At 60.5% G+C, this 22653-nt stretch carries 19 protein-coding genes; 7 read left to right on the top strand and 12 right to left on the bottom strand.

The genetic code is table 11. The annotated features are described in order from the left end of the window. Positions 1-19: 19 nt before the first annotated feature. From ACZ5C3_RS02690 to coxB, 4 genes are all read right to left on the bottom strand, one after another. Positions 20-202 (bottom strand): CoxF protein, encoded by a 183-nt coding sequence (locus ACZ5C3_RS02690; protein WP_464035052.1) that lies wholly within the window; start codon positions 200-202, stop codon positions 20-22. Then, positions 199-1140 (bottom strand): heme o synthase, encoded by a 942-nt coding sequence (locus ACZ5C3_RS02685; protein WP_464035050.1) that lies wholly within the window; start codon positions 1138-1140, stop codon positions 199-201. Before ACZ5C3_RS02685 ends, ACZ5C3_RS02690 begins: the two co-directional genes overlap by 4 nt. Positions 1141-1240: 100 nt before the next feature. Next, a complete protein-coding gene (gene ctaD, locus ACZ5C3_RS02680) occupies positions 1241-2857 on the bottom strand; it encodes a cytochrome c oxidase subunit I (RefSeq protein ID WP_464035048.1) in 1617 nt (538 codons plus the stop codon). An 83-nt stretch (positions 2858-2940) separates the two neighbouring features. Then, complete coding sequence (gene coxB, locus ACZ5C3_RS02675) at positions 2941-3780, bottom strand: cytochrome c oxidase subunit II (RefSeq protein ID WP_464035046.1); 840 nt, start codon at positions 3778-3780, stop codon at positions 2941-2943. A 409-nt stretch (positions 3781-4189) separates the two neighbouring features. Between coxB and ACZ5C3_RS02670 the strand changes: the two genes are divergently transcribed. The 3 genes from ACZ5C3_RS02670 to lepB all read left to right on the top strand — a co-directional run bounded on the left by ACZ5C3_RS02670 (position 4190) and on the right by lepB (position 7122). After that, entirely contained in the window at positions 4190-4819 is a 630-nt protein-coding gene (locus ACZ5C3_RS02670; RefSeq protein ID WP_464044501.1) for an invasion associated locus B family protein, read from the top strand. 96 nt (positions 4820-4915) lie between these two features. Beyond that, positions 4916-6358, top strand: a complete 1443-nt coding sequence (gene tldD / locus ACZ5C3_RS02665; RefSeq protein WP_464044500.1) for a metalloprotease TldD — start codon at positions 4916-4918, stop codon at positions 6356-6358. Then, positions 6355-7122 (top strand): signal peptidase I, encoded by a 768-nt coding sequence (gene lepB / locus ACZ5C3_RS02660; protein ID WP_464035045.1) that lies wholly within the window; start codon positions 6355-6357, stop codon positions 7120-7122. Before tldD ends, lepB begins: the two co-directional genes overlap by 4 nt. Here the strand turns inward: lepB and ACZ5C3_RS02655 are convergent. The 5 genes from ACZ5C3_RS02655 to ACZ5C3_RS02635 all read right to left on the bottom strand — a co-directional run bounded on the left by ACZ5C3_RS02655 (position 7106) and on the right by ACZ5C3_RS02635 (position 10891). Beyond that, positions 7106-7675, bottom strand: coding sequence for a DUF6644 family protein (locus tag ACZ5C3_RS02655; protein WP_464035043.1), 570 nt, complete (start codon positions 7673-7675; stop codon positions 7106-7108). The genes lepB and ACZ5C3_RS02655 overlap by 17 nt on opposite strands. Next, positions 7675-8031: a DUF6152 family protein gene (locus ACZ5C3_RS02650; protein ID WP_464035042.1), complete on the bottom strand. Its 357-nt coding sequence runs from the start codon at positions 8029-8031 to the stop codon at positions 7675-7677. Before ACZ5C3_RS02650 ends, ACZ5C3_RS02655 begins: the two co-directional genes overlap by 1 nt. Positions 8032-8154: 123 nt before the next feature. Continuing rightward, positions 8155-8727: a PAN domain-containing protein gene (locus tag ACZ5C3_RS02645; RefSeq protein ID WP_464035040.1), complete on the bottom strand. Its 573-nt coding sequence runs from the start codon at positions 8725-8727 to the stop codon at positions 8155-8157. Between the two features lie 154 nt (positions 8728-8881). Next, positions 8882-10252: a glutamate--cysteine ligase gene (locus tag ACZ5C3_RS02640; RefSeq protein WP_464044499.1), complete on the bottom strand. Its 1371-nt coding sequence runs from the start codon at positions 10250-10252 to the stop codon at positions 8882-8884. Between the two features lie 141 nt (positions 10253-10393). Further along, positions 10394-10891, bottom strand: coding sequence for a MarR family winged helix-turn-helix transcriptional regulator (locus tag ACZ5C3_RS02635; RefSeq protein ID WP_464035039.1), 498 nt, complete (start codon positions 10889-10891; stop codon positions 10394-10396). Between the two features lie 130 nt (positions 10892-11021). On the opposite strand from ACZ5C3_RS02635, the gene gstA reads away from it, so the two are divergent. After that, the gene (gstA, locus tag ACZ5C3_RS02630) at positions 11022-11636 is read left to right on the top strand and encodes a glutathione transferase GstA (protein ID WP_464035038.1); all 615 of its coding nucleotides are present in this window, start codon (positions 11022-11024) and stop codon (positions 11634-11636) included. Between the two features lie 114 nt (positions 11637-11750). Here the strand turns inward: gstA and ACZ5C3_RS02625 are convergent, their stop codons facing one another. From ACZ5C3_RS02625 to ACZ5C3_RS02615, 3 genes are all read right to left on the bottom strand, one after another. Further along, positions 11751-13964 carry a 3-hydroxyacyl-CoA dehydrogenase NAD-binding domain-containing protein gene (locus ACZ5C3_RS02625; protein WP_464044498.1) on the bottom strand — a complete coding sequence of 738 codons (2214 nt, stop codon included), beginning with the start codon at positions 13962-13964 and terminating at the stop codon, positions 11751-11753. An 11-nt stretch (positions 13965-13975) separates the two neighbouring features. Next, entirely contained in the window at positions 13976-15184 is a 1209-nt protein-coding gene (locus ACZ5C3_RS02620; protein WP_464044497.1) for an acetyl-CoA C-acetyltransferase, read from the bottom strand. A gap of 73 nt (positions 15185-15257) precedes the next feature. Next, on the bottom strand, positions 15258-17048 hold the full coding sequence (locus tag ACZ5C3_RS02615) for an acyl-CoA dehydrogenase C-terminal domain-containing protein (RefSeq protein ID WP_464044496.1): 1791 nt from the start codon (positions 17046-17048) through the stop codon (positions 15258-15260). 362 nt (positions 17049-17410) lie between these two features. On the opposite strand from ACZ5C3_RS02615, the gene ACZ5C3_RS02610 reads away from it, so the two are divergent. The 3 genes from ACZ5C3_RS02610 to ACZ5C3_RS02600 all read left to right on the top strand — a co-directional run bounded on the left by ACZ5C3_RS02610 (position 17411) and on the right by ACZ5C3_RS02600 (position 22653). Next, positions 17411-20764 carry a tetratricopeptide repeat protein gene (locus ACZ5C3_RS02610; protein ID WP_464044495.1) on the top strand — a complete coding sequence of 1118 codons (3354 nt, stop codon included), beginning with the start codon at positions 17411-17413 and terminating at the stop codon, positions 20762-20764. A gap of 186 nt (positions 20765-20950) precedes the next feature. After that, complete coding sequence (locus ACZ5C3_RS02605) at positions 20951-21877, top strand: sulfite exporter TauE/SafE family protein (protein ID WP_464035035.1); 927 nt, start codon at positions 20951-20953, stop codon at positions 21875-21877. Next, positions 21874-22653, top strand: a complete 780-nt coding sequence (locus tag ACZ5C3_RS02600; protein ID WP_464035033.1) for a TIGR02186 family protein — start codon at positions 21874-21876, stop codon at positions 22651-22653. Before ACZ5C3_RS02605 ends, ACZ5C3_RS02600 begins: the two co-directional genes overlap by 4 nt.

Here is a 22653-nt window from a genome sequence, read left to right as displayed (position 1 = left end):
CGATTTCGCGCGTCTTTCCTTAAATCGGCCTCTGCAGGACCGCCGGGCCCTTCACCATTGTCATTGCAAAAAACAGAATCACAAGCACACCCAGAGCGAGCGCGATAGCAATCGACCGCTCGCGCTGGCGCTTCTTCTGCTCCGGTGTGAGAACGATGCCTTCCTGCGGCTCTTTACTGTCCATGACGATGCTCTTGTTCATGCCCCAACCATCCGCATCACTGCGGACACGACGACTTCACAGAGCAGTACAGCGAACAGCGCAAACAGATAGAGAATCGAGAATTTGAACAACCCGCGTGTCGCGCGCAGCGCCGGGCTTCCCGTACGGTCGCGATAGACCCGAACGGCGAGCCACAGCATTCCCGCGCCGAGGACAAGTGAAGTCACGCCATAGACCGCACTGAAATAACCCAGCGGCCATGGCGCGAGCGCAACGGCGACAAGCAGGATGGTATAAAGCAGGATCTGAAGGCGCGTCGCGTCCGGACCGGCGGTGACCGGCAACATCGGCACATTGGCCCGTGCGTAATCGTCGGTGCGGAACAGCGCCAGCGCCCAGAAGTGGGGCGGCGTCCACAGGAAAATGATGAGGAACAGCATGATCGGCTCGGGCGCGAGCGAACCGGTTGCCGCAGCCCAGGCCACCACGGGAGGCAACGCCCCTGCCGCGCCGCCGATCACGATGTTTTGGGCGGTCCAGCGCTTCAACCACATCGTATAGATGACCACGTAGAAGAAGATCGTGAACGCCAGCAGACCACCGGCGAGCCAGTTCACCAGGATGCCCAGCGTCATCACCGAGAAGAACGACAGCGTCAGACCGAAGGCCAGCGCCTCACCGGGCAGAACGCGCCCGCGCGGGATCGGCCGATTCACGGTCCGCGACATCAATGCGTCGATGTCGGCGTCGTACCACATGTTCAATGCGCCCGATGCGCCCGCACCAACCGCGATACAGAGCAGCGAAGTCACGGCCGTCACCGGGTGAACATGCCCCGGTGCAATCAACAATCCAACCAACGCGGTAAAAATCACCAGCGACATCACGCGCGGCTTCAGCAGCGCGAGATAATCAGCGACTCCCGCCTCGGAAATCCGGGGCGAAATATCGAGCGTATGATGATCGACAACCGACAAGATCGAACTCACTTCCTTTAATGCGCCACCCGCCGCAGCCTTTCGGCTATGGCGGATGTCTCATCTTATCGCGACGCTAACTCCGTCGCGAATGAACTGGTTACTGCACGCGCGGCAGAACCTCGAACTGGTGGAACGGAGGTGGCGATGACAGCGTCCATTCCAGCGTGGTCGCACCAGCACCCCACGGATTGGCCGGTGCCTGCTGCTTGCGCGCGAAGGCATCGATCACACCGTAGATGAAGATCAGCACGCCGAAGGCCGAGATGTAGGAGCCGATCGACGAGACCAGATTCCAGCCAGCGAATGCATCCGGATAGTCGACATAGCGTCGTGGCATGCCGGACAGGCCGAGGAAATGCTGCGGGAAGAAGACCAGGTTCACGCCGACGAAGGTGACCCAGAAATGCAGCTTGGCGATGCCTTCATTGTACATGTAGCCGAACATCTTCGGGAACCAGTAGTACCAGCCGGCGAAGATGGCGAACACAGCGCCGAGCGACAGCACGTAGTGGAAGTGCGCGACGACGTAGTAAGTGTCCTGAAGCACGCGATCGACGCCTGCGTTGGCGAGCACGACGCCCGTCACGCCACCGAGGGTGAACAGGAAGATGAAGCCCATCGCCCAGACCATCGGAGCGCGGAATTCGATCGAGCCGCCCCACATGGTGGCGATCCACGAGAAGATCTTCACGCCGGTGGGCACTGCGATGACCATGGTTGCCGCGACGAAGTAAGCCTGCGTCGCCGACGACATACCGACGGTGTACATGTGGTGAGCCCACACCACGAAGCCGATGCCGCCGATGGCGACCATCGCGTAGGCCATGCCGAGATAGCCGAACACCGGCTTGCGGGAGAAGGTCGACACGATCTGGCTGATCATGCCGAAGCCCGGCAGAATCAGGATGTACACTTCAGGGTGACCGAAGAACCAGAACAGGTGCTGGAAGAGAACCGGATCACCGCCGCCGTCAGCTGCGAAGAACGTGGTGCCGAAGTTGCGGTCGGTCAGCAGCATGGTGATCGCGCCGGCGAGAACAGGCAGCGCCAGCAGCAGCAGGAACACGGTCACGAGCACCGACCACACGAACAGCGGCATCTTGTGCAGGGTCATGCCCGGCGCGCGCATGTTGAAGATCGTGGTGATGAAGTTGATTGCACCGAGGATCGAGGATGCACCGGCGAGATGCAGCGACAGAATGGCGAAGTCCACTGCCGGGCCGGGGTGCCCCGAGGTCGAGAGCGGCGCATACATGGTCCAGCCGGCGCCGACGCCGTTTGCTCCTGGCTCACCCTCGACGAAGGTGGAGATAATGAGGAGCGCGAACGAGGCCGGAAGCAGCCAGAACGAGATGTTGTTCATGCGCGGGAAGGCCATGTCCGGCGCGCCGATCATCAGCGGCACCATCCAGTTGCCAAAACCGCCGATCATCGCAGGCATCACCATGAAGAAGATCATGATGAGGCCGTGAGAGGTCACGAACACGTTGTAGGTGTGGGATTCGTGGAAGATCTGAACACCCGGATACATCAGCTCGATGCGGATCGCGACCGACATCGCGCCGCCGATGATGCCCGCCATGATCGCGAAGATAAGGTACATCGTGCCGATGTCCTTATGGTTCGTCGAATAGACGTAACGCCGCCACCCAGTTGGGTGATCGTGCGCATGATCGTCATGAGCGTGATCGTGTGTTGCAGCGTTGGTGGCCATTTTCAATCCCTTTGAACCTTGCAGTTCCGTCAGCCTGTTGTTTCTCGCGCCCCCGCGGGCCGCGCATTGATCCGTCGATGCGCTTACTGCGCCGCCACGCCGATCGAAGCGTAGGTGTTTGCCGGCGCGCTTGCGAACTTCTTCTTCGCGGCTTCAACCCAGGTCGCGAATTCCTGGTCGCTCACAACACGAATGGCGATCGGCATGAAGGCGTGATCCTTGCCGCAAAGCTCGGAGCACTGGCCGTAGTACATGCCTTCCTTGGTCGCCTTGAACCAAGTCTCGTTGAGACGGCCCGGGATCGCGTCGATCTTGATGCCGAAGGACGGGATCGCGAAGGAATGGATCACGTCAGCCGCCGTCGTCTGGACACGGATGATCTTGTTCACTGGAACGACGACTTCGTTATCCACACCCAGCAGGCGGGGCGCCTTGTCGGCAACCAGGAGCGAGTCGAATTCGAACTTGCCGTTATCGGGGTAAGCATAGCTCCAGTACCACTGCTTGCCCGTGGCCTTGATCGTCAGATCCGCCTTTGGAACGTCAAGCTCCTGGAACAACAGCCGGAACGACGGCACCGCGATGCCGACCAGAACCAGAACCGGAACGATGGTCCAGATTACTTCGATCAGCGTGTTGTGGGTGGTCTTGGACGGCACCGGATTGGCCCGGGCATTGAATTTGACCGCGACCATGATCAGCAGGATCAGAACGAAGATCGTGATCGCGGAGATGATCCACAGCAGGAAGTTATGAAACCAGGTGATGTTCTCCATCACCGGCGTAGCGGACTGCTGAAGGGTCCATTCCCACGGTGACGGCTGCCCCATTCCAGCGAAAGCAGCCCCCGCTGCGGCCATGGCGGTGGCGACCACCGCAAAACCCAGTATCCAGCGGCCTTTTTGACCCTTCGACATCTTCATGCCGCTATCGCTCCTGCTCTTATCACCCCAGTGGTCCCGCCGGGCGGCAAGACCTGCATTTTCTATTCGCGCTCAGGCTTTTGATCACTCGCCAAAGTTAGAACGCGTCGAATTTCCCGCCTCTCAAACCATAATTCGCCGCATATCGCAATGCACGTAATAAGGCGCACAGGTATCCGGAATCCCTTGCCAAAATGGGCTAATCCAACCCGAGTACTGGAGGAGACGCTTGACACGTGGACTGCCCGTTGTACCCACAAGCTGGATAGGCTGCAGAAATGCGATTCGCGGCAGTGCTAGGGCGTATCCTGAGAATAGATTTGCGGGATAGACTTGCCTTCAAGACGCCGTCATTGCCCTGTCAATCCGTGCGTATCGGGCGGGCCTGATCAGGGAACAGACCTCGAATATGGTCAAAAGTATTACCGGATATTTTACCGAGACCCCGGACAGGGGATTTAGCCTGAGGGGCTATTCTGAACAGCGAGATTTCAGTGTGGCCAAGAAGCTTGTAACAATCTGTCGCCGTGTCATTGCCCTCGTTTGGCTGGCGATCCTCGCCGCGACGACGCTTTTGTCGCTCGGAACAATGCCAGCGCCGGCGCAAGCCCAAGGCGCGGTCAAGTCCGTTCATGGCGATTGGCAGATCCGCTGCGACACGCCCGCCGGAGCCCAGAACGAGCAGTGCGCCCTGATCCAGAGCGTGGTCGCCGAGGACCGCTCCAATGCCGGCCTCACGGTGATCATTCTCAAAACCGCGGATCAGAAGAGCAAACTGATGCGTGTGGTGGCTCCACTGGGCGTCCTCCTGCCCTCCGGTCTCGGCCTCAAGCTCGACGACAAGGACGTGGGGCGCGCCGGGTTCGTCCGCTGCCTGCCCAACGGCTGCGTTGCCGAGGTTGTGATGAATGACGACCTCCTCAATCAGTTGAAAACCGCGAAAACCGCCACTTTCATCATCTTCGAGACACCCGAAGAAGGTATCGGCTTCCCGCTAAGCCTGAAGGGTCTCGGCGAAGGCTACGATAAGCTTCCCTGATCGCCGACGCTTGAGGCCCCCTCGCCCTCCGGCCCGATCGCTCCTATCTTTGGAGTCCAATCCTTTTGCGATCCCAACCGGGATCCCGGAGTTTCCATGAGCAATCCATCCGACACCGTATCCGCCACCGCTTCGCTGCTCGACCGCGCCGGCCTCAACCGGGACGAGGTGCGAGCCCAGATCATTCGCGGGTTGGCCGGAGCCGACGATGGTGAACTGTTTCTTGAATACCATCAGTCCGAGGGGCTCGGGTTCGACAATGGACGCCTGAAGCAGGCGACCTACGACACTGCACAAGGCTTCGGCCTCCGCGCTGTGAAGAACGACGCCGTCGGGTACGCTCATTCCTCGGACGTCTCGCTGCCGGCCCTGATTCGCGCAGCCGACGCCGTCAGCGCCGTGCGCGGTGGCTATTCAGGAACCTTCGCCGCGGCCCCGGGACATACCAACGTGCGCCTCTATGGCGATGAAAACCCGCTCGACGGCCAGAGCTTCGAGACCAAGGTCAAGCTGCTGGCGGAGATCGATGCCTATGTGCGCGACAAGGATCCGCGCGTGCGTCAGGTGACTGTCACCCTGGGCGCCACCTGGCAGGTGGTCGAGATCGTGCGCCCGGACGGTGAGAGCTACCGCGATGTCCGCCCGCTGGTGCGCGTCAACATTTCCGTCGTTGCCGGCTCAGGTGACCGTCAGGAAACCGGCAGCCACGGATATGGCGGCCGCGAGGGCTATGCGCGCTTCATAGAGACCAAGGCGTGGCGATCCGCCGCCGACGGCGCGATCCGGCAGGCGATGGTCAATCTCGAATCCGTGCCGGCCCCGGCAGGTGAAATGGATGTCGTTCTCGGCCCCGGCTGGCCGGGCGTCATGCTGCACGAAGCGGTTGGTCACGGTCTTGAGGGCGACTTCAACCGCAAACAGACTTCAGCTTTCGCTGGCCTGATGGGCCAGCAGGTGGCTGCCAAGGGCGTCACCGTCGTGGACGACGGCACCATTTCATCGAAGCGCGGTTCACTCTCGATTGACGACGAAGGCACGCCGACAAACCGCACGGTGCTGATCGAAGACGGCATCCTGGTTGGCTATATGCAGGATCGCCAGAACGCGCGGCTCATGAACATGAAGCCGACGGGCAATGGCCGCCGTGAAAGCTATGCTCACGTCCCCATGCCACGCATGACCAACACTTACATGCTGGCCGGCGAACGTGATCCGGCAGAGATTCTGGCGTCGGTGAAGAACGGAATCTTCGCTGCCAACTTCGGCGGTGGCCAGGTGGACATCACGTCAGGCAAATATGTCTTCCAGTGCACCGAGGCCTACAGGATCGAAAATGGCAAGCTCGGCGCGCCACTGAAGGGCGCCATGTTGATCGGCAACGGCCCGACCGACCTGCATCGCATTTCCATGATCGGCAACGACCTCCAGCTCGATGACGGCATCGGCACCTGCGGCAAACAAGGTCAGGGCGTGCCGGTTGGCGTCGGACAGCCGACGCTTCGCATGGATCGAATCACCGTTGGAGGAACAGGCGCATGACCGAAACGCCAACCACGGCCAAACCGGCCCGTTCCTGGTCAAAGGCTTTTGTCGAAATCGCAGCCGCCTTCCTGATCGTGCTCGCAGCCAAGGGCGCGATTGCTGAGCCGTTCTACGTCCCGTCAGGGTCGATGGAGCCGACGCTGCTGATCGGTGACGCATTGCTCGCGTCGAAATATCCCTACGGCTACAGCACGGCTTCGCTTCCGATCCATGTCGCGGTGCCGCCCACCCAGCGGCTGTTCGGATCGCTGCCCAATCGCGGCGATGTCGTCGTGTTTCGCTGGCCTGGCGATACATCCCAGGTCTGGGTCAAGCGCGTGATCGGATTGCCGGGCGATCATGTTCAGATGCGTGACGGCCGTCTCTGGATCAACGGACAGCCCGTTGATCTCAGCCGCGACGGCACAGGTCAGGCAGAGGACGAAGAAGGACACGGGACACCTGCGGCACGCTTCACCGAAACCCTGCCGGGCGGCATCAAGCACACCATCTTTAAACTGCGGGAACACGCGTTCCTCGACAATACACCGGATGTCGTCGTCCCGCCGGACCACCTGTTTGTGATGGGCGACAACCGCGACAATTCCGCGGACAGCCGCGTCCCTGTCGATGACGGCGGCGTTGGTCTGCTGCCGGTCGAAAATCTTGTCGGCCGCGTCGACGCTGTGGTGGGCTCCTGGGATATGGGCATGAAGAACCGTCCGATCTGGACCTGGCTGTCCGGCCTTCGGCTCGCGCGATCGTTCACAACGGTGCATTAAGCAACCCGCGACGACATTCGACGATTAGGGCCATTGCATTGCAGTGGCCCGAAGTTGCCGGACCGCGCTCAAAAATAAGCGATCGTGCGACCGCAAATCGCGACCGCGATCCGATCGATGTCACTGCGCTGGCACACGCACCAGGCGGCAGTGATGTTGAGGGCGGTAAATGTCTGACCTTCGGCGTAACGAAAATCTCGAACAGCGCGATGTTGATGAGACCTAGCGCGATCAATCCAAGCTTGATCTGAAAGACCGGATTCATGATCACGTGGCTGGCTTCAGCCGCGAATAAAAAGGACCCGGTCAAGACGAGGCCGGCAAACCCGATCATTGCGGCCGTGCGCGCGGCTCTCAGCACGCGCCCTGGGGAAGTTGCCGCGAACGCACCCATCATCCGCAGATCCATGACCGCAATTGCACCGGCAAACACCATCAACGAGACAATGTGACCGACGTTCGCCGCCATATAGAGCCAGCGGGACTGTCGTATTGCCGCACCGAAACCTGACGCCTCAATCGCAATAAAGATTGCAGGCGCGCTCTCCGTCATCAGCGCAGCTCGAAGGTCTTGCCATCGACGGTAATGCGTTCGGCGCGCATCTCATTCATCTCCACCGTGGAGGGATAGCCGTAGGCAGAGACTTTCTTGCCGATCGCAACCATATCAGCCTGTAGTCCCCGGGCGATCATGCGTGACGTCGGCGCCAATGTCACGGTCCAGATCTTGTCCGCGCCCTTCACCGCAATGGTCGCGTGCGGATTCTCGAACGTGCTGTTCAGGATCGAGCCTTCGACCGTGATCGGGTGGCTCGCGTCATAACTTCCCCAGCCATGATGGGCGATCGCGACCATCGTCGTGGCCGCGAACGCCGAGAACGCAATGATTGCCACGCGGATATGCTTCATCGGGATGCTCCTGATGTCCTTCAGTCCGCACTGAATTCTGATCCGATGAATCAGCCCGAACCGGTACTGCCTGAGAGCCGGTTCTAACGTTCAAATCTGGAAATGGTTTGCCCGGCAACCGGACTATCGCACCACCCCGGAGATAAATCCGGGCTTGCGGCGCGGCGGTTTGACGTGATCCTTCAGGAAGCAACGGGCCGACTTTCCGACATATCCCGGCCGTGCAAATGTCCAGGCGCGGCATTTGTTGTCAGCCTCGCACGCGGCTTTGCAGGCTTCTTCTTGCCCAGCGTCGATGCTGCGATAGTCACCACCGAGCCTGTCCGTCTCTCCTTCGATCGCGCTGTTACGCTGCTCGATGACCCCGGCGCCGCGCACACCCGAAACGCAGCAATCGCTCTTCACACGAGAAGGAACGGCGCTCTTGAGCCAGCAAATCGCTCCGTCCGCACTCACGGTCGGATAGTTGAAACTCCACGCGCGGCAGCGGCGGTCGCGTTCACATTGCAAGGCGCAATCGGCGGGATCCCCCGAGGGCACAGGCGTACTCAAATAATCACTTCCCGGCCGATCGAAATTGGCTTGCGCGTGCGCGGGGGAGCTGGCGGCAAACACCCCCAAGACCAGGACGCTAAAAATGAGACTGAATGCACGGAATGCGCGAAAGCACGATCTGAAATCGCAGATTCGGAGCATGCCGATAACTTTCAGTGCGAGACGGACCCGAGCCAATGACCGGGAATCCAGCCGGACAAGACAAGTTCTATTTCATTGCCGTCTTAATGGATGGCAGATGAACGGCAGATAAACGCTGGAACAACGTTCTCGTGATGAGGCTCAACGTCCTGAATTAGAAGGCATATTCTCGGTAGACCGGATCGACCGAGCCACTCCAGCTGTTGTGGAATTTCTCAAGCAATCCTTCCGCCGGTGTCCGGCCGGTATCCATGATGTGATCAAGCGGCTCGAGATAGCGCGTTTCATCACGGCCCAGCGCATCAATCCGGCCACGCTTGGCCAATCCCTTGTGCGCCAGCACCATGCAATCCTTGGCGACTTCGAACAGGTAGCGGTTGCCGATCTTTGCCTTGAAGCCGAGCTTTGGCACGTCATCGCGCAAAGCCTGACGCTCGTGGGCGGTCCATCGCTTGGCGATATCCCAGGCTGCTTCGAGACAATCATCATCATAGAGTAGCCCGACCCAGAATGCCGGGAGCGACGGCAATTGCTGCCATGGCACGCCGTCCGACCCGCGCATTTCGAGATAACGCTTCAATCGCACTTCAGGGAAAATCGTCGAGAGATGGTTGGCCCAATCGGATAGCGTCGGCTTTTCGCCGGGAAGCTTGTCGTTCTTGCCTTCAAAGAAGTCACGGAACGACGAACCCGAGACGTCGATGTAGTCATCGCCGCGCTTGACGAAATACATCGGCACATCGAGCGCATAGTCGACCCATCGCTCGAAACCCATGCCGTCTTCGAACGCCCATGGCAGCATTCCCGCGCGGGCATTATCGGTGTCGCGCCAGATTTCCGACCGGAACGAGAGGAAACCGTTCGGCTTTCCCTCAGTGAACGGAGAGTTGGCGAACATCGCAGTGGCAACGGGCTGCAGGGCAACCGACACACGCAGCTTTTTGACCATGTCGGCTTCAGAGGAGAAGTCGAGATTGGTCTGCACCGTGCAGGTGCGATACATCATGTCGAGGCCATACTGGCCGACTTTCGGCATGTAATTGGTCATGATCCGGTAGCGGCCCTTCGGCATCACCGGCATCTGGGCCCGCGACCATGACGGCGTCATTCCTAGCCCAAGAAAACCGATGCCAAGCGGTGTCGCGATCTCGCGCACCTGCGCCAGATGCGCCATCAATTCCGACATCGTTTGATGCACGGTTTCAACCGGCGCTCCGGACAATTCGAATTGCCCCCCGGGCTCGAGCGAAATGGCGCCCCCGCCGGTGACATCATGAAGCCCGATAATATTGCCGTTCTCCATGATCGGCTCCCAGCCGAGCAGGAGCTTCATTCCCTCGAGCAACGCGCCGATTCCCCGTGCGCCTTCGTAGGGAACCGGATTGTGCCCCTCCAAAGTGAACGGTGTCTTCTCGTGCTCGGTGCCGATGCGGAATTCCGATTTCGGCTTCACGCCCGCTTCAAGCCACGCAACGAGTTCGTCACGGGATTGGAGCGGCGTCATATCGATTTGATCACGCGCCATAGGAATTCCAGGTAAGAGGTTTTAATTCGAATGTCTGCGCGTATTCAGATCGCAACTTCGATTGTGAAGGACACGCCATGCGCGCACGTTGGACAACGCCGCGGACGCAAGCATCCGTTGTAACGGGAAACAGAGGAAAAATCATCGTGCGGGTGTAGCTTCTTTGGGCGCAGGCGCTGCCGGCGACAAAGTCGCACTGCACGAGCAGCCAAGCCGGTCAAGCAGGCCGCTGAGTTTCACGGCATCGGCATCCGATAGTTTCGAGCCGATATGCCGTTCGATCGCGGCGGAATAGGAAGCCCACATCCGCTTTTGCAAATCGCGTCCGGCCTCGGTGATCTCCACAAACAAACCGCGCTTGTCCATTGTGCATTCGCGGCGCACCGCCAGCCCTTCTTCGACCAGACGATCGATCAGCCGGGATGTCGAATATTGCGGCAGCAGCATCTGCTTTTCGAGTTCGACGGGGCGCAACTCGCCACCCGGCGCGCGCGACAACTCAAGCAGCGCGTCATACCAGGCCAAGGGGGGGAACCCTGCCTTCTTGAGATCCTGCTCGACTGCACCAAGCACCCGGCCCTGGACGCGCATCAAGCGGATCCAGACATCCGTCGCCTCGGTCGAAGGTTTGCGTTTCATGGTCTCGTCCGTACAGCTCAACCCGATTGTACCCCACTAAATGCAGTTGCATCAACGTTGACCGCTTCATGCAGATGCATTTAATGGACCTGCGTTCAATTTGCCAATGCCTGAGGGAAGGATACCTCCTATGAAGCTCTACTATTCGCCTGGGGCCTGCTCGCTATCGCCACATATCGCCTTGAAAGAGGCCGGAATCCCGTTCGATCTGGTCAAAGTCGACCTGAAAGCCAAGAAAACGGAAGACGGCAGCGACTACCTGGGCCTCAATCCCAAGGGGCAGATCCCTGCCGTTGGCATGGACAATGGCGACGTCCTGACCGAGGGCGCCGTGATCGTGCAGATGATCGCGGACAAAGTCCCTGGCAAGAACCTGGTGCCGCAGGCCGGGACGGTTGAACGCTACCGAGCACAGGAGTGGCTCAACTTCGTCGGCAGCGAACTACACAAAAACTTCAGTCCATTGTTCAACCCGGCCATCCCCGACGATGTGAAGCAGTTTTTCAAAGATCGCATCACCGGCAAGTTCACCTACATCAACACGGCGCTTACCGGGAAGGACTACCTGATGGGCAGCCAGTTCACGGTCCCCGACGGCTATCTGTTCACGATGCTGCGCTGGGCCGATGGGCAGAAGATCGACATTTCCGGACTTGAGAACCTCGTCGCCTACAAGACGCGCGTCGCCGCACGGCCGATGGTGCAGGAAGCCCTGAAAGCCGAAGGCTTGATGAAGGCTTCGTGACAGGCGTCACCAACGAATGAAAAAGGCTGGATCGACGATCCAGCCTTTTTTCTTATCTTGCTTGTCCTCGTTCGCTGGAAGCGGGCCTCGCCGCTCTCCCGGCAAAGCACCCGCTTACGCGGCCTGCTTCTTCGGTGCGAAGCGCACGTAGAACGTCTCACCCTTGGATGCCATGTCGAGCAGCAGCTTCGGCGGCGTAAAGCGTGATCCGAACTTCTTCTCGAGCTTCTGGCACAATTCGACGAACTTCTTGGTACCCATGAAGTCGATATAGGACAGCGTTCCACCGGTGAACGGTGCAAAGCCGAAACCGAGGATCGAGCCGACGTCGGCCTCGCGCGGATCGGTGATGACGTGATCTTCCACCGTGCGGGCAGCCTCGACCGCCTGAACCACCAGGAAGCGCTGCTTCAATTCCTCGACGTCGAGCGTATCGGGATCGAGATGCTTGGGCTGCAGCGTCGTCAGCTCAGGCCACAGCTTCTTCTGACCTTTGCCTTTCTCGGGATAGTCGTAGAAGCCCTTGCCGTTCTTGCGGCCGAGACGGCCCTGCTTCTCAACCATTTCGATCAGCAGCTTTTTCTGGTCCTGCTCAATGGCTTGCGGACCAAGATCGACCTCCGTCGCCTTGATGATCTTGAGCGCAAGGTCGATCGCGATTTCGTCATTGAGCGAGAGCGGACCGACAGGCATGCCGGCCATCTTGCCGACATTCTCGATCATCGCCGGCGGCACACCTTCCAGCAACATTTCGTAGCCTTCGGCGATGTAGCGCAGCACGCAGCGGTTGGCGAAGAAGCCGCGCGAGTCGTTCACCACGATCGGCGTCTTCTTGATCTGCCGCACGTAGTCGAGCGCGGTGGCAAGCGCCACGTCGCCGGTGTTCTTGCCGACAATGATTTCCACCAGCATCATCTTCTCGACCGGCGAGAAGAAGTGAATACCGATGAACTTCGACTGATCCTTCCATTCCTCGGCAAGCGAATTGATCGGCAACGTCGAGGTGTTGGACGCGAAGATCGCGTCGGACCGCAGCAACGGCTGGGCCTTGGCATAGGTATCGGCCTTGACCTTGCGGTCCTCGAACACCGCTTCGATCACGAGATCGCAATCCTTGATCGCGTTGTAGTCGGCGCTCGCAGTAATACGCGACAGGATGGCATCGCCATCCGTCTGCTTCATGCGGCCCTTGGACACCTGCGCGTCAACGGCAGCCTTGGCGTGGCCTTTGCCCTTGTCTGCGCTCTCCTGATCGCGATCGATCAAGACGACATCAATACCGGCCTGTGCCGAGACGTAGCCGACGCTCGCGCCCATGAAACCCGCACCGATGACGGCAAGCTTCTTGACCTTGGTCGGCGGCACGTTCTGCGGACGACGCGCACCCTTGTTCAGTTCACCCATCGACACGAACAGGCTGCGGATCATCGCCGCGGCTTCCTTCGAGCGCAGGATCTTCGAGAAGTAACGCGACTCGATGCGCAGCGCGGCATCCATCGGCACCTGCAGGCCTTCATATACGCACTGAACGATGGCGCGGGCCGCCGGATAGTTGTCGAAGGTCTCGCGGCGGAAGATCGCATTCGCCGGCGGGAAGATCATGGTGCCACCCTTGGAATAGACGGGGCCGCTCGGCAGCTTGAATCCTTTCTCATCCCATGGCGCGACAGCTTTACCGCCGGCCTTGATCCATTCCTTCGCTGTCTTGATGAGGTCGGCTGCGGGCACGACCTCGTCGACCAGCTTCCAGCCCTTGGCTTTGGCGAGATCGACCTGATCACCCTTCATCAGAAACTGCAGCGCATCCTGCGTCTGCATGATACGCGGCAGGCGCTGCGTGCCGCCACCGCCCGGGAACAGACCAACCTTGATTTCCGGAAGGCCAAGACGTGTCTTCGGATTCTCTGCCGCAACCCGATGGTGGCAGGCGAGCGTCAATTCAAACGCGCCGCCCAGCGCAAGACCGTTGATCGCCGCAACCCATGGCTTGCCACAGGTTTCAATGGCGCGCAGCGTCAGCGAAAGCTTGCGGCTTTCGTCGAACACATACTGGTTGGCGGCCTCTTCGCCCTTGGTCTTCAGCAGTTCGCCATAGGCGCGGTTGATGCCCTCTAACATGGTGAGGTCTGCACCGCCCGAGAAGGCTTCCTTCCCCGAGGTGATAACGACGCCCTTGATCGCAGCATCTTTCGTGGTTTGCTCAACAATGGCGGCGAGTTCGGTAGCCGTGGTCTCGTCGACCACGTTCATGGATTTGCCGGGAATGTCCCACGTCACCAGCGCGATGCCGTCAGCGTCGGTCTCAACCTTGAAATTCTGATAGGTCATGTGCTCGCTCCTCACACGCGCTCGATGATCGTCGCCGTTCCCATGCCGCCGCCGATGCACAGCGTGACAAGAGCGGTGGATTTGTTGGTGCGCTCGAGTTCGTCGAGCACGGTGCCGAGAATCATGGCGCCTGTCGCACCCAGCGGGTGGCCTAGCGCAATCGCGCCGCCATTGACGTTGATCTTGCTGTTATCGATTTCGAACGCCTGGATGTAGCGCAGCACTACCGAAGCGAAGGCTTCATTGAGCTCGAACAGATCGATATCGCCAAGCTTCATGCCGGAGCGCTCCAGCACCTTCTTGGTGACATCGACCGGGCCCGTCAGCATCATCGCCGGTTCAGAGCCGATATTGGCGAAGGCACGGATCTTGGCGCGCGGCTTCAATCCGCGTTTTGCACCAGCTTCCTTGCTGCCAAGCAACACAGCTCCCGCACCATCCACGATGCCGGACGAATTGCCTGCGTGATGGACATAGTTCACCGCTTCGATTTCCGGATGGGACTGAACCGCCACCGCGTCAAAACCACCCATCGCGCCCATGACGGCGAATGACGGCTGCAGCTGCGCCAGCGACTGCATCGTCGTGCCTGGACGCATATGTTCGTCCTTGTCGAGGATGGTGAGGCCGTTGATGTCCTTCACTGGAATGACGGAGTTCTTGAACCGGCCTTCGCTCCAGGCTTTCGCGGCGCGTTCCTGGCTCTGCACGGCATAGGCGTCGACGTCGTCGCGCGAGAAACCGTATTTGGTCGCGATCAGATCCGCCGACACGCCCTGCGGCATGAAGTAGGTCGGCACCGCGATGGACGGATCCATCGGCCAAGCCGCACCGGATGACAGAATACCGACGCGGCTCATCGATTCCGCGCCGCCGCCGATGGTCATCTCGTGCTGGCCGGACATCACCTGTGCGGCAGCAAAATTCACGGCATCGAGGCCCGAGGCGCAGAAGCGATTGATCTGCACGCCCGGTACAGATGTGCCGTATCCCGCGTTGATCGCCGCGAAGCGCGCGATATCGCCGCCGGCTTCACCAACCGGATCGACCACGCCAAGAACGACGTCGTCGATGCTGTCCACGGCAAGGTTGTTACGTTCTTTCAGCGCCTTCAGGGGAGCGGTCGCCAGTGCCAGCGCCGTCACCTCGTGCAGCGCGCCGTCGGACTTTCCCTTGCCGCGCGGCGTGCGCACGTGATCGTAGATAAATGCCTCAGGCATGTCGCTCTCCTTCGATCTTTTGATGTCTTGCGATTGATGTGCCGCGTCGGGGACACCGGCGCGGAAACTGGAATCAGAACGCCTCGGCCGGCAATTCCATCATCGAGGCGGCGCCGGCCTGGATGCGCGCAAGGCGCGTCGCTGTTTCCGGCAGCATACGTTCCATGAAGAACTTGCCCGTGACGAGCTTCGACTTGAGATAGGGCTGTTCGCCTGCGGTTGCGATCTTGTCCTGCGTGACCTTGGCCATGCGCGCCCACATATAGGCCAGCGCAACGAGACCAAAGAGATGCAGGTAGTCGGTCGAGGCCGCTGCAGCGTTGTCGGGCTTGGCCATGGCATTTTGCATAAGCCACATCGTGGCCCCTTGCAGATGCTGTACCGATGCACCGAGCGGCGCGACATAAGGCTTCATGGCCTCATCCGCGCTGTTTTCCTTCACAAAGGAAGACACTTCATTGAAGAAGGCGGTGATCGCCCGGCCGCCATCCTTCGGCAGCTTGCGGCCCACCAGATCGAGCGCCTGAATGCCGTTGGCGCCTTCGTAGATCATGGCAATGCGCGCATCGCGCACAAACTGCTCGACACCGGTTTCCACAATATAGCCGTGACCGCCGAACATCTGCTGCGCAGCGACCGCATTGGCAAAGCCGACATCGGTCAGCATGCCTTTGATCACCGGCGTCATCAGGCCCATGTGATCGTCGGCCGACTGACGTTCCTTTTGATCGTCGGAGCGATGCGCCACGTCACTTTTGAGTGAAGTCCACACCACAAGCGCGCGTGCCGCTTCATTAAAGGCACGGATGCTCATCAAGGTGCGCCGCACGTCGGGATGCACGATGATCGGATCGGCAGGCTTGTCCTTGGCCTGCGGCCCTGTCAGGGCGCGGCCTTGAAGGCGGTCTTTCGCGTAGGCAACCGCATTCTGATAGGCGACTTCCGACTGTGCGAGCCCCTGAACGCCGACGCCAAGCCGCGCCTCGTTCATCATGACGAACATCGCCGTCATGCCCTTGTTTTCTTCGCCAACCAGCCAGCCCACGGCGTTGTCGAAATTCAGCACGCAGGTCGAATTGCCGTGGATGCCCATCTTATGTTCGATCGAGCCGCACGACACACCATTCTGCGAACCGAGCGAGCCATCGGCTTTGACGGTCATCTTTGGGACCACGAACAGCGACACGCCCTTGATACCCGCGGGCGCACCTTCAATGCGCGCCAGGACGAGATGCACGATATTTTCGGTGAGATCCTGCTCGCCGCCCGAAATGAAAATCTTGGTGCCGGTGATTTTGTAGCTGCCGTCGGCCTGCTTCACCGCCTTGGTGCGCATCAGGCCCAGATCGGTGCCGCAATGCGGTTCAGTCAGGTTCATGGTGCCGGCCCATTTGCCAGCCACCATGTTAGGAACGTAGGTCTGCTTCTGCTCCGGTGTGCCGTGCACGATCAAGGCGGCCATCGCACCTTGAGTTAGACCTGGATACATCGAGAAGGCCATGTTGGCCGAGACCATGAACTCGTTGACGCTCTGCGAGAGCGTCGTTGGAAGGCCCTGCCCGCCAAATTCGGCCGGTGCGGACAGGCCGAGCCAGCCGCCGTCTGCCAGTTGCTTGAATGCTTCCTTGAAGCCGGTCGGCGTGGTGACGCGGGCGTCGTCATGGCGCTTGCAGCCTTCGAGATCGCCGACACTGTTGAGCGGCTGCAGTACCTGTTCGCTGAATTTAGCAGCCTCATCGAGGATCGCCTCACGCACATCGGCCGATGCGTCGCTGAAGCCGGGGAGATTGTTGTACCTGTCAATCTGAAACACATCGTTGAGGAGGAAATTCATGTCTTCAACGGGGGCCTTGTAGATCGGCATGGCGTCCTCACGATTGGGCTAGAAGTGATTCTTCAATAGGAACTTTTTTGCGATGCGGCAACGCGGCGCGCGACCCTATCGTATTTCCAAACGATAGAAAGAAGTTGCGACAACATGACTGGGCCGCAACTGGGCCGCATTAGCCAATTCCGCTGTGCGAGATAGCGTCCGGGGAACCGAGTGCCGTCAAGGACAACTTTTCGGTCCCCAAACAACGTCCATTAACCCGGTGTTTACCGTAACAATAAATGGTCGGTGTCGGAAACAGGCGTCTCGCGTCCGAATTTGCTTGTCTCTTCAAAGGGACGTGGGGTGGCTGAAGCGCCGGACAGGAGTCGGGCGCCGGGACACCGGACTAAAGCATGGCAGCGCGCGTATCGTTGAGCGTAGACGGGATTGAGCCGTCGGTCCTCGAGAGGGCCGAGGCATCCGCGCGCCACGCCGGTATGTCACTGGGCGACTGGCTGAATTCAACCATCGGCCATCCTGTTCAGAGTCCTGAACAGAACCGTCCTAACCTGAGCCGCGAAGCTCAGAACATCGGCTATTCTGGACCTAGCCGCGAAGCTCAAGACGTCGCCGAAATCCACAAACGGCTGGATTCCATTGCCCATCAAGTCGAACATATTTCGCGCACCCCAACCGGCGCCAAGAGCGACCCAGGCGTTGCGCGGCAGTTGAACGATGCCATTTCGCGGCTTGATGCTCGCCTTTCGCACATTTCAGGCCAGAGCGCTCAAGCAGCGGCACCCAATCAGCCCGCACCCGCTTTCCGGCCATCGCCGCCGATGGCGCCTGCGATGTCGCCGATGGATTTCTCGATTGCGGAAATCATTGCGCGCCAAGGCCAGCTCGATGGTTTGAGGCCGTCACCGGCGCCTCAGCCGACCGCGGCGCAGATGCCTGCGCCATCCTTCGTGGCCCCCGCGTTCAATCCCCCGCCGGTTTATGCTGCGCCCCCACTGCAGCCGCAGGCCGATTTCTCGGGCCTTGAGCGGCAGCTGTCCGAAATTACCAGCCAGATTGCGACGCTCCGGCGTCCCGACGGTCTCGAGCAATCTATCGAGGGCTTCCGCAACGAACTCGCGGATATCCGCCGGACCATCACCGAGGCTGTTCCGCGCCGAGAAATCGAATCGTTGGAAAATGAAATCCGTTCGCTTGGCCGCCGCATCGACGAGACGCGCCAAACCGGGGTCGACAACTCCGCGCTGGCCGGCATTGAACGCGCGCTCAGCGAAATCTACAGCGCGCTTCGCACTCTTACGCCGGCTGAACAGTTTGCAGGTTTCGATGAAGCCATCCGCAACCTCGGCGGCAAGGTCGATTCGATTGTGCGCTCGAGCCACGATCCATCCACGATCCGTCAGCTTGAAGACGCCATCACGGCGCTCAAGTCGATCGCGTCGAACGTTGCCTCCAACGAGGCCCTTAATGAGCTCGCCGGTCATCTACAGGCGCTCTCGGCGAAGGTCGATCAACTCGCGCATGCCAGCGGCAACAGCGATATCTTGTCAGCGCTTGAACAGCGCATCGCAGTCCTGACAACCGCGCTCGAGCAGCGCGACCGCCCCGCGGCCAGCGACACCGGCTATTTCGACAACGCGGTACGCGCAATTTCGGATCGCCTCGATCATCTCCAGATCGGTAACGACGGCGCGTCCTCGCTGAACCACGTCGAACAGCGGATTCACCACCTACTCGAGCGGCTGGAAAACACCCAGGGACGTGGCGGCAGCAACTTTTCGCGGGTCGAAGAAGGCCTGGCCGATATCCTGCGTCATCTCGAGCAACAGCGCGCCAATGCTGCGGCAGCCGAACAGGCAGCTCCTTCCAGCGCAGCGATGGATGGCATTTTTGTCGAAACCATCAAGCGCGAACTATCCGACATCCGCTTCAGCCAGTCGGAAACGAACCGGCACACCCAGGATTCGCTCGAGGCCGTTCACAATACGCTCGGCCACGTGGTCGATCGTCTCGCGCAGATCGAGGGCGACCTGCGTACAGCACGGTCCGCGCCCGTGCCACGCGAGGCGCCGCGTGAACATCGGATGCCTGATGCGCGTGCCTACGAGTCGTTCTCGCCAGAGCCCCGCGCCGCCGCGCCCCAGCCGCGTCCTGAATTGCCAAATCCAGCTGCCGCTCAGCCTCCGATTGCGCGCGCTCCGGTCGCGCCGCCGATGCCGCCGCGCGTGCCTGCGATCGCCGATATAGCCATCAGCCGCCCGACCGCGGAAGTTCAGCCCCCCGCTCCGGAAGCGCAGGCCACGCGCCCCGCTCCGATGCCGCGCAACCCGATCGATCCGACGCTGCCGCCTGACCACCCGCTCGAGCCGGGTACCAAGCCGCAGCAGAACCGCGTTGGGACGCCATCTGAGCGCATTGCGGCTTCAGAGGTGGTGCTCAACGAAATTTCATCCGCATCCGGCGGTGAGCCGGTCAGCCCAACGAATTTCATTCAGGCTGCACGACGCGCCGCGCAGGCTGCTGCAGCCGCGCCTGCCGCAACCCCGGGCGCGAAAGCCAATCGCGTCACCGCGCTGAATGATGCGGCCCGGACTGCTGCTAAGGCGGCGACCGTCGGCGAATCGAAGGTGTCGTCCAGAATTCGAGCACTTCTCGTCGGCGCGAGCGTCGTCGTCATCGTGCTTGGCACTGTGAAGATGGGCCTCAACCTGCTGAGCGGCCGCGATCACGCGCAGTCACCGCCCGCAGCAGAATCCAGCTCGGCAATACCGGCCGTACCGCCGGCCACCAACGGCGAGCCCAGGTCAGAGAACGTTGTACCGGCGATCCCGTCCATCACATCGCCGACCCCAATCGACCGCCAGTCGTTGAACACACCGCCAGCTCCGCCTGTGCTGCCACCGATGCCTGCCGTTGCTCCGGTCATGCCGCAGGCACCGGCGATGGCTGACGTGACCGGCTCGATTGCAACTCCGCCTGAGCGGGTTTCGGTCACGATCCCCTCGGCCCCCAAGGCCAAGGTCGCGTTAATCCCGGTCAACGACAAACTGCCGGACGGTATTGGCAGCGCCGCACTGCGTACTGCAGCGAACAAAGGCGATCCCGGCGCGGCCTTCGAGATCGGTGTCCGCTATGCGGAAGGTCGGGGTGTCGCGTCCGACTATGCGGAAGCCATGAAGTGGTATGAACGCGCCTCGCAAGGCGGCATCGTTCCGGCCACCTTCCGCCTCGGCGCGCTCTATGAAAAAGGGCTCGGCGCGAAGAAAGATATTGAAACCGCGCGCCGCTACTACATGCAGGCAGCGGAAAAAGGCAGCGCCAAAGCCATGCACAACCTCGCCGTGCTCGACGCGGATGGCGGCGGTGCCGGCCCGAACTACAAAGGCGCCGCGCAATGGTTCCGCAAAGCTGCCGAGCGCGGCGTCGCGGATAGCCAGTTCAATCTCGGCATTCTCTACGCCCGCGGTATCGGCGTAGAGCAAAACCTTGCCGAATCTTACAAGTGGTTCAGCCTCGCTGCAGCCCAGGGCGATGCAGACTCCGGCCGCAAGCGCGACGACATCGCCAAACGGCTTGATGCACAGTCGCTCGCAGCAGCTAAACTTGCGATTCAGACCTTCACGCCCGAAGCTCAGCCGGACGATGCGGTTGCGGTCGGCACGCCGCCAGGCGGATGGGACGCCGCACCGCCAGCCAAAACGGCTGTGAAATCGCATAAGCCAGCCCCGACCAAGAGCGCGGCCCGTTAAGCTCAATTATGACCAGCTTAACTCTGACATAACGGTCAGGGGTCTATCCGCGCCGATATCCGGATTCTTTAACCCACACACGCACGATATCGGCTAATCAGGGATCGCGGCGCATAACCCGCGTCGCGGCAACCCACTGCTGCGAGGGCTCGGTGCAGTCCCGCCGCCGACCTCAAGCGAACGCGCGTGCAACTGTTTCTTCCGATCGCCGACATTCCGGTCAACGTGTTTCTCATCCTGGCGATGGGCGCGGCCGTTGGCTTCGTGTCCGGCATGTTCGGAATCGGTGGCGGCTTCCTGATGACGCCGCTCCTGATCTTCATCGGAATTTCGCCGGCGGTGGCGGTCGCCTCGGTCTCCAGCCACATGGCGGCATCATCATTCTCCGGCGCCTTATCCTATTGGCGACGACGTGCCATCGATCCCGCGCTGTCGATGGTGCTACTTAGCGGCGGCGTGACCGGCACCGCACTTGGTGTGTGGATCTTCGCGTTGCTGCGCTCCGTCGGCCAGTTGGATCTCATCATCGCGCTGTCCTACGTGGCGCTGCTGACCACTGTCGGCACCCTGATGCTTCTGGAAGGCACGCGCGCCATTCTGCGAACCCGCAAAGGTCCGCCGCCGCTGGCGCGTCGGGCGCGGGCACAAGGATGGATCCTCAGCCTTCCGCTCAAGATGCGCTTCAAGCGCTCCAAGATCTATCTGTCGGTGATCCCGGTCGTCGCCATCGGCCTGCTGATCGGCTTCCTCGGCGCGATCATGGGTATCGGCGGCGGCTTCCTGTTGATTCCGATCATGATCTATGTGCTGCGCGTGCCGACCTCGACCGTGATCGGCACATCAATGGCGTTGACGCTCGTCACCATGATCTTCGCGACGATCCTGCATGCGACCACCAATCATCTCGTGGACGCCGTGCTCGCCCTTGTGCTGATGGTTGGGGGTGTGATCGGAGCCCAATTTGGCGCGCGGGCTGGACAACGAATTCGCAGCGAACATCTGCGCCTGCTGCTTGGGCTTTTGATTCTCTCCGTCGGCATTCGCTTTGCCGTCGAACTCGTGATCAAGCCGGCCGAGCTCTATTCCATCCGCGATCTGGGGAGCGGCGGATGAAGCAGCGTTTTGCCATCTTCATCGCCGGATTCATCCTCGCCTTCGTGGCGGGTGGTGTCGCCCGCGCGGAGAGCTTGATCGTCTCTGTCTCCAACCACCGCATCACGGTCACACCAAACTATTCCGGTGAAGAACTTGTGCTGTTCGGCTCCATCGAGCGCGACAGCAGATCGCGAGATCGAACCGAGTACGATATCGTCGTGACGGTCAGCGGCCCGCGTGCCGACATGGTGACCCGGCGAAAGGAGCGCAAACTGGGAATCTGGATCAACATCGATTCCCGCGAATTCATCCAGGTGCCCTCCTACCTCGGCATCTTTTCCAACAGACCGATCGAAGAAATCGCCGCACCAGATGTGCAGCGGCGGCAGCAGATCGGATTGAACAACGTTTTCCTGCCGCAACGGATCGGTCCCGATGTCGCAAACGTCGTTGCGAGCGACCCCTTCAGGATTGCGTTCGTCAAGCTGCGCACCGACCACGGGCTTTACCGCCAGCAGGAAAGCGCTGTGACATTCCTGACGCCGACGCTATTTCGCACCGGAATTCCGCTGCCCGCCGAAGTGCCGATCGGCACCTATGATGTAGATATCAAGCTGCTGTCCGGAGGCGTCCTGATCGCCAGGACAGAGACGGCGTTTGAGATCGTCAAAGTCGGTTTCGAGCAATTCGTCGCCAACGCGGCCCGTCAGCATGGGCTCCTTTATGGCCTCGTAACCGCGTTGATGGCGCTCGCCACCGGCTGGCTTGCCTCTGTCGTCTTCCGCAGAGATTGA

This window comes from Afipia dichlorophenoxyacetatis (assembly GCF_055386385.1).
The sequence above is the reverse complement of the archived record's forward strand: the minus strand, read 5'-3'. Positions and strand labels throughout refer to the sequence as shown.

Coding starts and splice junctions, on each gene's coding strand:
- ACZ5C3_RS02645 (WP_464035040.1), bottom strand. CDS start 8,727: ATGCTCCGAATCTGCGATTTCAGATCGTGCTTTCGCGCATTCCGTGCA.
- gstA (WP_464035038.1), top strand. CDS start 11,022: ATGAAGCTCTACTATTCGCCTGGGGCCTGCTCGCTATCGCCACATATC.
- lepB (WP_464035045.1), top strand. CDS start 6,355: ATGACCGAAACGCCAACCACGGCCAAACCGGCCCGTTCCTGGTCAAAG.
- ACZ5C3_RS02620 (WP_464044497.1), bottom strand. CDS start 15,184: ATGCCTGAGGCATTTATCTACGATCACGTGCGCACGCCGCGCGGCAAG.
- ACZ5C3_RS02600 (WP_464035033.1), top strand. CDS start 21,874: ATGAAGCAGCGTTTTGCCATCTTCATCGCCGGATTCATCCTCGCCTTC.
- ACZ5C3_RS02625 (WP_464044498.1), bottom strand. CDS start 13,964: ATGACCTATCAGAATTTCAAGGTTGAGACCGACGCTGACGGCATCGCG.
- ACZ5C3_RS02610 (WP_464044495.1), top strand. CDS start 17,411: ATGGCAGCGCGCGTATCGTTGAGCGTAGACGGGATTGAGCCGTCGGTC.
- ACZ5C3_RS02615 (WP_464044496.1), bottom strand. CDS start 17,048: ATGCCGATCTACAAGGCCCCCGTTGAAGACATGAATTTCCTCCTCAAC.
- ACZ5C3_RS02670 (WP_464044501.1), top strand. CDS start 4,190: ATGGTCAAAAGTATTACCGGATATTTTACCGAGACCCCGGACAGGGGA.
- ACZ5C3_RS02640 (WP_464044499.1), bottom strand. CDS start 10,252: ATGGCGCGTGATCAAATCGATATGACGCCGCTCCAATCCCGTGACGAA.
- tldD (WP_464044500.1), top strand. CDS start 4,916: ATGAGCAATCCATCCGACACCGTATCCGCCACCGCTTCGCTGCTCGAC.
- coxB (WP_464035046.1), bottom strand. CDS start 3,780: ATGAAGATGTCGAAGGGTCAAAAAGGCCGCTGGATACTGGGTTTTGCG.
- ACZ5C3_RS02650 (WP_464035042.1), bottom strand. CDS start 8,031: ATGAAGCATATCCGCGTGGCAATCATTGCGTTCTCGGCGTTCGCGGCC.
- ACZ5C3_RS02655 (WP_464035043.1), bottom strand. CDS start 7,675: ATGACGGAGAGCGCGCCTGCAATCTTTATTGCGATTGAGGCGTCAGGT.
- ACZ5C3_RS02635 (WP_464035039.1), bottom strand. CDS start 10,891: ATGAAACGCAAACCTTCGACCGAGGCGACGGATGTCTGGATCCGCTTG.
- ctaD (WP_464035048.1), bottom strand. CDS start 2,857: ATGGCCACCAACGCTGCAACACACGATCACGCTCATGACGATCATGCG.
- ACZ5C3_RS02690 (WP_464035052.1), bottom strand. CDS start 202: ATGAACAAGAGCATCGTCATGGACAGTAAAGAGCCGCAGGAAGGCATC.